This is a genomic window from Ruthenibacterium sp., assembly GCF_017421385.1.
In the GTDB taxonomy this organism is placed as follows: Bacteria; Bacillota; Clostridia; order Oscillospirales; family Ruminococcaceae; genus Ruthenibacterium; species Ruthenibacterium lactatiformans.
This window is the reverse complement of the sequence record NZ_JAFOIN010000100.1, coordinates 1-8522: the sequence shown is the minus strand read 5'-3', so window position 1 is coordinate 8522 and position 8522 is coordinate 1. Positions and strand designations below refer to the sequence as shown.

Genomic DNA, 8522 nt, shown 5'->3' with positions numbered 1-8522 from the left:
GTGGCGGGAGTGCAGCGTTACGCCGCCGTGCTGGCCGACCGCTGCCGGTTGGTGACGCTTTCCCCGGGCGACGCGTTCGCGGCCTGCGTGGCGCAGGGCGGTGATGCGGCCGGGCAGCGCGCGCAAAGGGACGGGCGGCAGGCGGGCGCGTACGCGCAGCGCACGGAGGCATCCGGCGCCGCGCCGGGGGTGTAGGAGCGATGGAGAGCATCATCGTCGCGCTCATCACGGGCGTGCTGTCCCTGGTTGGCGTAGTAATTACCAATACGGCGGCCGCCCGGCGAACAGAGAACAAGATCACCACAGCGCAGGCCGTGACGGACACAAAGCTGGACGAGCTGACGCGGGAGGTGCGGGAGCACAACGGCTTTGCCCGGCGCATGCCCGTTGTGGAGGAACAGATCAAGGTGGCGAACCACCGCATCAGCGATCTGGAAAAATGGATGGAGGGAAAACGGCAATGAACAGGACCGTACTTGTACTTATGATGGCCGTAACGGTGGAGGCGCTGGTGGAATACGCCAAGACCTTCGGAAAAGCGATTCTTGAAAAGCAGTGGAAAACCGCCGCCACGCAGGCGGGAGCCGTGGCGCTGGGCGTATCGCTGTGCTTCAGCGCCGGGGCGGATTTTTACGCTGCGCTGGGCGTGAGCTTCAACGCGGCGTGGCTGGGCGTTGCGCTTACCGGCGTCTTTGCCAGCCGCGGCGCGAATTATGTGAGCGACCTTGTGAAGAAGCTGCAGGCGCTGGGCGCGGCGCAGGCGGAGCGATGAAACGAAAAAGCCCGCCCGGAGAAAGCCCGGGCGGGCGTGGAAGGAGAAGAGAAAATGGCATATGTAAAGGGCGATGGAGTCAGTAATTCGTCGGGAAATTATAAATATTTTACAACGAATGATTGGAAGACAAAAATTCAGGGGTTGGAGGATAGTTATAATAAGCTGCTGGCCTCTGTAAAAAGTAATTCGCAGACGAATGTTCCTTCTGGTGCGAATAATACAAGAAGCGGAAATGACTCTACGGCAAATCATTACGCCGCCCTGCTGGCACAGGTGCAGGCACAGCAGGACGCAGCCGCCCGCCGGGCCGAAGAGCTGGCCCGGCAAAAACAGCAGGCGGCGCAGGCCGCCTATGACAAAAACATGGGATACCTGAACGAGGCATATGCAAACCGCAGCAATTTGCTGCAGCAGAACTACAACGATGCTTTGGCACAGCTGCAGGCCAGCTATGACAGCGGTGCGCGCGGGGTGAACCAGAACGCCGACAGCGCCCAGCAGCAGGCGTATATCAACTATATGATGAGCAAGCGCGATCTGCCCCAGGCGCTGGCGGCGCAGGGGCTGACGGGGGGCATGTCGGAAAGTGCGCTGGCGGGCATGTACAATTCCTACGGAAACAACCGAAACACGATTGACCGCGGGCGCAACGAAAGCCTTGCAGCGCTGCTTGACACCTTGAACAGCAATCGATCTTCGGCGCTGCAGAGCTACAACAGCCAGCTTTCGGCGGCCGAGCAGCAAAAAATGGCATACCAGATGCAATTGGAGCAGGCCCTCGCCAACGGCAGCGCCGAAATTCTGCAAAACAAGTATGATACGCTGCAGAATCTGGACAACGCCTATGCACAGCAGATTCTTGCCTTGCAGCAGGCGGCGGCCCAGGCGGCGCAGAAACGCTGGTAGCCGATGCAAACGGCGGCCAGGAAGGCGTGTCCGGAAAGCCGCCGGCGGAAAAAATGAGCCTTCCTTGCCGCCGGTTTCCCGGAGATCCCGCCGGGATTTTCGGCGGCCTGCCCTGAAACAAAAGCGGAGCCCGCCGCTGCACGACCCGCAAACCGGCCGGAGCAGACCCGGGCACAGTGCGGCGTGCCTGTGCCCGCACCGCGGGAAGCCGCTGCTATGGCTCGACGGCTGTTGTAAACCGTATTGGGAATGGACGTCTTTCCCGCGCGGCGACACGGTCTTGCTTCCGGGCTCCCCTGCAAAGCTGCCCCATACCTTTTTCGAGGATCCGATGGCGTGCGCGCCGTATTCCGTCAACTTGATGGGTGCGCGCACGCGCCGGCATGCCTCCGCGATGGACGCCGTCCCGCATCCGCTGCCGTCCGTGATGTTCCCGACTGTACCCGGGCTTTCAGGCGTGATGCCTGCAAAAGAAATTCCGCTGTCCGATATCGTGGTCTGGTACACCTGCCCGGCCGTCTTTCCAATGGGGCCGTGAAAATTCGGCGGACGGGGAGAAGCAGCGGCTTTTACGTCGCGTGCCGGGGCAAAAAATGCCGCCGGACGGTACGCGGAAAAGCGAAGGCCCTGCGGAACGGGAATTTCTCTGCCGGCGGTTGGGGCGGCCGGTACTGGGCGGCTGCCCGCGGGCGGAGGCAAAGCAGCGGGCCTTTCCAAAGCGGGAAATGCCGGCGCCGGTGCGCGGACGGTCCCTCCGCATTTTTTACACAGAAGCAGAAGTGTACGCCCATACCTGATGCAAAGCACCCCGGACATTTGTCCGGGGCGGCGGTATTTTTATTTAAAGGTCGTCGGGCAGGCATCGGTGCTTCAAAAGATAAAGTTTGGCCGCGTCCACGGTGCTGAAATCCAGCGGGACGCCGAAAACGTACGTTAAAAATTCGCTCCAGGCCTGCGCGTCGTCCGCTGCCACCTTACAGTGCCGTACAGAGGCGGCGGGCCAGGAGATATAGCTTCTGTATCGAAGATCGGATTCAAAACAGTCTAATTCTTTTGCGAAATACTGATACAAATCCACTTGCTGCCCGTCTCCTTTCGATTTCCCTGTTTTTCAGTATAACAAAGCATTTTCAAATAATCAATCTAAAAACGCGAAAAACCCGTTTTAAAATGGTTATTTGACAAAGCTATTAACGATACTCTTATTACGGGAGGCGGTCTTGTGGAATACGATCTGCAATTGATCGGCGCGCGGCTGCAGGCAGCGCGCAAAGCAAAAGGATATACGCAGGATTATGTGTCTGCCCGTGCGGATATCACTGAAAAATTTCTCAGCCAGATCGAGCGGGGGAAGGCGGGACTTTCCGTTCAAACGCTGATCGCGCTGTGCGATATTTTAGAAATCACGCCGAATTATGTGCTGCTGCCGGACGCTGCGCGCGTGCTGGAGGAGCCGATTGGCCCTTTGCTGAAGGGCATGAGCCAGCGGCAGCTTCAGGACGTGGAGGAGATGGTGCGCATTTTTGTGCGCAACTGCCGCCACGAGGAAAAGGGCAGGCCCAGGGGCGGGCGCAGAAACATGCGGTGAACGCCCGCCGGGCCGTAACGAGGCCCGTGCGGGCAGCGCGCTGGCCGCCCTGGCTTTGAGGGCTTTTGCGCAAAATCGGGCGCGGCGTTTCGCCGCGCGAAACGACCCGGTGCGGTTTGTCCGCTTCGCGGCCATGGCTTCGCCACCCCGCACCGCCCTTTTGCCGTCCCGTCACGGCTGCGCCGCGCCGGGTCCCCAACGGCAAAACCCCGGCGCTTGTCGCCATTCGGCTCCATTTCGCCTGCGGCGAAACCGCGCTGGCCGGTCATCGGCCCCACCTTTTGGGTTTGCCGCGCAAAATCGGGCGCGGCGTTTCGCCGCGCGAAACGACCCGGTGCGGTTTGTCCGCTTCGCGGCCATGGCTTCGCCACCCCGCACCGCTCTTTTGCCGTCCCGTCACGGCTGCGCCGCGCCGGGTCCCCAACGGCAAAACCCCGGCGCTTGCTCCCGTTCGGTTGCATTTCGCCTGCGGCGAAACCGCGCGGCAGGTTACCGGCCCCACCGGGGCCGTTATTTCCGCACTTTTGCCCGGCACGATTGTAAATCGGCCGGGTTTTCTTTATAATAAGAGGCAGGATTCCTATCATACATAAAGGGGCGCTTTTTATGGCGTATATTGACTGTAAGCTGAAATCGCAGATCCTCGGGACCACCGTGGGCGTGAAGCTGTATTTTCCCACAGACCTGCCCGCCGATGTGGGCTATACCGTGAAAGGTGTGCTGACGCTGCTGCACGGCTATACCAACAGCGGAGACGACTGGATGCAGATGACGGCCGCGCCGCGCTACGCGGCGGACAACGGTTTGGTGCTGGTAATGCCGGACTGCGGCAACTCGTTTTACCAGAACATGATGCACGGCGGCGCCTATAAGACCTTTGTCACGGAAGAGCTGCCCATGCTGCTGGGCCGTATGTTCAAGCTGCCGGCGCGCAGGGAACAGAATTTTATCGCGGGGCTTTCCATGGGAGGCTACGGCGCGCTGTTTCTGGGCCTTTCCCGGCCGGACCTGTACGCGGGCTGTGCCAGCTTTTCCGGTGCGGTGGACCTTTCGATGATGCTGGCGGACCCCGCGGCGCCCGGCGTGCGGGAGGTGTTCGGCCCGGTGTTCGGTGATGGGCTGCTGCTGCCCAAAAGCAGCGACCTGCGGGTGCTGGCCCAGCGGGTGGCCGCGCTGCCGGCCGCGCAGCAGCCAAAGGTGCTGCTGACGAACGGCCTGCAGGACGTGGAGCCGTATTTCATTCTGCAGCAGAACGACGCCATGCATAAATTCCTGAAGCCTCTGGGGCTTGCCGGCTACCGCCGCCTGCAATGGAACGGCGTGCACGAATGGAATTTCTGGGACCGCAGCCTTGTGTACGCCATCGATTATTTCCTGAACAACGGCTACGCCGCAAAAAAACTGAACGACTGGCGCAGCGCCGCGGTGGTATCCTGACGCGCGCGCCCGTTTCAAAAAGGAGAAGCTCATGCAATCACCACTTGCCGACCGTCTGCGCCCGCGCACCCTTGCCGAGGTGTGCGGCCAGCAGCATCTGCTCGGCCCGGGGCGCGTGTTCCGCAAGGCCATCGAAAGCGGCCGCGTGCCCAATATGATCTTCTACGGCCCGTCCGGCGTGGGCAAAACCACCGTGGCGCGCATCATTGCCGAAAACAGCGGCATGCGCCTGCATAAGCTGAACGGCACCAGCGCGGGCACGGGGGACATCAAGGCCGTCATGGCCGAGATCGGCACGTTTCAAAGCCGGAACGGCCTGCTTTTGTATCTGGACGAGATACAATATCTGAACAAAAAGCAGCAGCAGAGCCTGCTGGAATGCATGGAGGACGGAACGGTCACGCTGATCGCCTCCACCACCGAGAACCCGTATTTTTATATTTACAACGCGCTGCTCTCCCGCGCAACGGTGTTTGAGTTCAAGCCCCTGACGCCGGAGGACGTGCGCCGCGGGCTGGAGAACGCTCTGCATAAGCTGGAGGAGCTGGACGGCGTGCGCATTGAAGCGCAGCCGGAGGCGCTGGACGCGCTGGCGGCGGCCTGCGGCGGCGACATGCGCAAGGCGCTGGGCAGCCTGGAGTTTGCCGTGGCGGGCGCCGCCGGGACGGACGGCGCAAAGCGGCTGACAACAGAGGCCGTGCGCCAGGTGGCGCAGCGCTCCAGCCAACGCTACGACAAAAGCGACGACATGCACTACGACTGCATCTCGGCGCTGCAGAAAAGCATTCGAGGCTCGGACCCGGACGCCGCCGTGCATTATCTGGCGCGCATTCTGGAAGCCGGGGATCTGCTGTCGGCCTGCCGGAGGCTGCTGGTCATCGCGGCGGAGGACGTGGGCCTTGCGTACCCGCAGGCCATTCCCATCGTGAAGGCCTGCGTGGACAGCGCCCTGCAGCTGGGCCTGCCGGAAGCGCGCCTGCCGCTGGCGGACGCGGCCGTGCTGATGGCAACCGCGCCCAAAAGCAATTCGGCGCACAACGCCATTCTGGCCGCGGAACAGGACCTGCGCCGGGGCAAAACCGGCCCGGTGCCCCGCCGGCTGCAGAACAAGCATTTCGACGGCGAGGACGCGGCGCAAAAGGGGCAGAATTATCTGTACCCGCACGATTATCCGGGCCATTGGGTGAAGCAGCAGTACCTGCCGGACGCGCTGGCGGGCGTGCGCTACTACGAATACGGACAAAACAAAAACGAGCAGGCCGCGAAGGCTTACTGGGACAAAATCAAGAAGTAAGGGCCCGGCAGGCCGGGGCGGAGGCCGGAAGAGCACCGCCTGCGCCTGCGGCGCGGGCGGCGGGAGGCCGCCGGGAACAGGCGCGTGAAATACGATTTTTGGAGAAATACAATGAGTAAAAGCAAAATACTGAGTAACCCGTGGGTGGTGGCCGTGCTGGCGCTTTTTTGTGCGGCGCTGTGGGGCAGCGCGACGCCTTTTATAAAAATAGGCTATGAACTGATCCTGCCGGAAAAAAACGTGCCGTCCACAATTTTATTTGCCGGGGTGCGGTTTTTCTTTGCGGGCGTTATCACTGTTTTGATCTACAGCATCGCCAGCGGAAAGCTGCTGTACCCCCAAAAAGCCAATATCGGTAAAATTGCACAGGTAAGTGTTTTTCAAACGGTTTTGCAGTACATCTTTTTTTACGTGGGGCTTGCCAATACCTCGGGTGTAAAAGGCACGATTTTAAGCGGGACCTCCGCGTTTTTTTCGCTGCTGATCGCAAGCCTTATTTTCAAACAGGAAAAATTGACGCCCGGGAAAATCATAGGCTGTATTTCAGGCTTTGCGGGAATCATCTTTGTGAATTTAAACGGTTTGAATTTTACCATGAATTTTACGGGAGACTGCTTTGTGCTTTTTTCGGCTGTTGCACTGGGCTTTTCCTCCGTATTGATGAAAAAATATTCCAAAGATGAAAATCCTGTTGTGATAAGCGGATACCAGTTTATTATGGGCGGCATTGCAATGGTGCTGATCGGCATTGTGTTTGGGGGTAAGATCGTTGTAAGCGGGGGAAAGGCGCTGGGCGTTTTAACCTATTTATCGTTCCTCTCCGCAGCGGCATATGCCATTTGGGGCGTGCTCCTGAAAAACAACCCGGTTTCCAGGGTCACTGTTTACAGTTTTATGACCCCCGTTATGGGCGTTCTGCTTTCCAATTTGCTGCTTACGGAGCAAAACGGCGTTTCCGCCGTGAATCTGGTCGTTACGCTTGTGTTTGTGTGTGCGGGAATTCTTATTTTGAATTACAAAAAGGCGTGACGGAACCGGAGGGGCTGATTTTGCCGGCCTGCGCCGCAGGCGGCTGTTGGGGCGGGGGCAAAAAAAGGGCGCGCTGCACGGAAAATCCTCGGGGCGGAAAGTTTTTCGCCCCGAGGTTGGCGGCTTTGCCGCCAACCTCTGAAGGACACCGGACGCTTTGTGCTGCGCAGCCGCTTTCCGGTTTCCCTCAGTTCTCCTTTCCGGCGCACAAAAGGGCAATTTCGCGCACTCCGCACACAAAATTGCCCTTTTGTACTGTAGAGGTATTTGCCCGCCCGGCGCATGTCCGGGCGGACAAACGGGTTTTTAACCTTTTTCTGCAGGCTCGGGGCGGAAAGTTTTCCGCCCCGTCTCTCGTTTTATGATTGAGCGCCGGGCGACCGGCACCGCAGCGGCCGCGGCACAAAGGCGTGTTTTCTTACATCAGCACGCCGGAGGGCCCGGCGTATGGCCTAAGGCAAGGCCGCACAATTCACGGCTGACGCCTGAAGCGTCGCCTCGCTTGCAGATTTTCCGGCAGCTGTCACAAAAATGCTCGCGAATACACAAAGTATTCGCCGCGCTTTTTGTTTGACCTGCCAAAAAACCGGTCGGCGCGCTTCGGCTCTTAGAATTGTGCGGTATTGCCCTGAATTTTAGGGCGCATGCCGCGCCGGAGGGAAATCCATGACAAATGATCGGATCGGGAACATCATCGCTTCGCTGACGCTGGAGGAAAAAGCATCCCTGGCCAGCGGAAAGAGCTTTTGGGAGACGCAGGACATCCCGGCCAAAGGCGTGCCTTCCATATGGCTGGCGGACGGCCCGCACGGCCTGCGCAAGGAGGACCGTCTGCACATCCGTGAGAACGGCGGCCACAGCGTGAAAGCAACGTGCTTTCCCACTGCGTCGGCGCTGGCCTGCGCGTGGAGCCCCGCGCTGGCGCGCAGGGTGGGCGCGGCCATCGGCCGGGAGTGCAGGGCCCACGGCGTGGCCGTTGTTTTGGGGCCGGGCGTCAACATCAAGCGCAGCCCGCTGTGCGGGCGCAACTTTGAATACTATTCCGAGGACCCGCTGCTGGCGGGCAAGCTGGCCGCCGGGTTCATCCGCGGGGCCGAGGGCGAGGGCGTCGGCACCAGCCTCAAGCATTTTGCCGTGAACAATCAGGAGACGCTGCGCATGAGCGTCTCCGCCGAGGTGGACGAGCGGGCGCTGCACGAGCTTTATCTCCGGCCGTTTGAAATAGCGGTGAAGGAGGGCGCGCCCTCCACCGTGATGTGCAGCTACAACCGCATCAACGGCGTTTATGCCAGTGAGAACCGCATGCTGCTCACCCGCATCCTGCGGGAGCAGTGGGGCTTTGACGGCCTTGTGATGAGCGACTGGGGCGCGGTATACCGCCGCCCGGCGGGCGTGGCCGCGGGGCTGGACCTGGAAATGCCCTCCTCCGGCGGCGTGACGGACCGGGAGATCGTGCGGGCCGTGCGCGCGGGCAGGCTGGACGAGGCGGCGCT

Annotated in this window: 10 protein-coding genes and 1 pseudogene; 10 read left to right on the top strand and 1 reads right to left on the bottom strand. The window is 60.5% G+C overall.

Features of this window, described 5'->3' with window-relative positions; translation table 11 throughout:
* From IIY41_RS12280 to IIY41_RS12260, 5 genes and pseudogenes are all read left to right on the top strand, one after another.
* Positions 1-195: pseudogene (locus tag IIY41_RS12280) on the top strand (M23 family peptidase); the annotation flags it as partial.
* A 5-nt stretch (positions 196-200) separates the two neighbouring features.
* Positions 201-464: a hypothetical protein gene (locus tag IIY41_RS12275; RefSeq protein ID WP_009324288.1), complete on the top strand. Its 264-nt coding sequence runs from the start codon at positions 201-203 to the stop codon at positions 462-464.
* Entirely contained in the window at positions 461-772 is a 312-nt protein-coding gene (locus tag IIY41_RS12270) for a hypothetical protein (protein ID WP_009324289.1), read from the top strand. The genes IIY41_RS12275 and IIY41_RS12270 overlap by 4 nt, the downstream gene beginning before the upstream one ends.
* A 54-nt stretch (positions 773-826) precedes the next feature.
* Positions 827-1681, top strand: a complete 855-nt coding sequence (locus tag IIY41_RS12265; RefSeq protein WP_155202518.1) for a hypothetical protein — start codon at positions 827-829, stop codon at positions 1679-1681.
* A 280-nt stretch (positions 1682-1961) separates the two neighbouring features.
* Positions 1962-2219: a hypothetical protein gene (locus IIY41_RS12260; RefSeq protein ID WP_139056080.1), complete on the top strand. Its 258-nt coding sequence runs from the start codon at positions 1962-1964 to the stop codon at positions 2217-2219.
* A 303-nt stretch (positions 2220-2522) separates the two neighbouring features.
* On the opposite strand, the gene IIY41_RS12255 is transcribed toward IIY41_RS12260, so the two are convergent.
* Positions 2523-2759, bottom strand: a complete 237-nt coding sequence (locus IIY41_RS12255; protein ID WP_009324292.1) for a hypothetical protein — start codon at positions 2757-2759, stop codon at positions 2523-2525.
* Between the two features lie 144 nt (positions 2760-2903).
* Here IIY41_RS12255 and IIY41_RS12250 point away from each other — a divergent pair, with 144 nt between their 5' ends.
* From IIY41_RS12250 to IIY41_RS12230, 5 genes are all read left to right on the top strand, one after another.
* Positions 2904-3269 (top strand): helix-turn-helix domain-containing protein, encoded by a 366-nt coding sequence (locus IIY41_RS12250; protein ID WP_009324293.1) that lies wholly within the window; start codon positions 2904-2906, stop codon positions 3267-3269.
* Between the two features lie 606 nt (positions 3270-3875).
* Positions 3876-4706 (top strand): alpha/beta hydrolase, encoded by an 831-nt coding sequence (locus IIY41_RS12245; protein ID WP_009324295.1) that lies wholly within the window; start codon positions 3876-3878, stop codon positions 4704-4706.
* A 31-nt stretch (positions 4707-4737) separates the two neighbouring features.
* Positions 4738-6000, top strand: a complete 1263-nt coding sequence (locus IIY41_RS12240) for a replication-associated recombination protein A (protein ID WP_287400974.1) — start codon at positions 4738-4740, stop codon at positions 5998-6000.
* A 111-nt stretch (positions 6001-6111) separates the two neighbouring features.
* Complete coding sequence (locus tag IIY41_RS12235; protein ID WP_117461558.1) at positions 6112-7029, top strand: DMT family transporter; 918 nt, start codon at positions 6112-6114, stop codon at positions 7027-7029.
* Positions 7030-7695: 666 nt separating this feature from the next.
* A partial coding sequence (locus IIY41_RS12230; protein WP_287400971.1) for a glycoside hydrolase family 3 N-terminal domain-containing protein occupies positions 7696-8522 on the top strand: 827 nt, incomplete at its 3' end.

Coding starts and splice junctions, on each gene's coding strand:
- IIY41_RS12265 (WP_155202518.1), top strand. CDS start 827: ATGGCATATGTAAAGGGCGATGGAGTCAGTAATTCGTCGGGAAATTAT.
- IIY41_RS12235 (WP_117461558.1), top strand. CDS start 6,112: ATGAGTAAAAGCAAAATACTGAGTAACCCGTGGGTGGTGGCCGTGCTG.
- IIY41_RS12240 (WP_287400974.1), top strand. CDS start 4,738: ATGCAATCACCACTTGCCGACCGTCTGCGCCCGCGCACCCTTGCCGAG.
- IIY41_RS12245 (WP_009324295.1), top strand. CDS start 3,876: ATGGCGTATATTGACTGTAAGCTGAAATCGCAGATCCTCGGGACCACC.
- IIY41_RS12270 (WP_009324289.1), top strand. CDS start 461: ATGAACAGGACCGTACTTGTACTTATGATGGCCGTAACGGTGGAGGCG.
- IIY41_RS12275 (WP_009324288.1), top strand. CDS start 201: ATGGAGAGCATCATCGTCGCGCTCATCACGGGCGTGCTGTCCCTGGTT.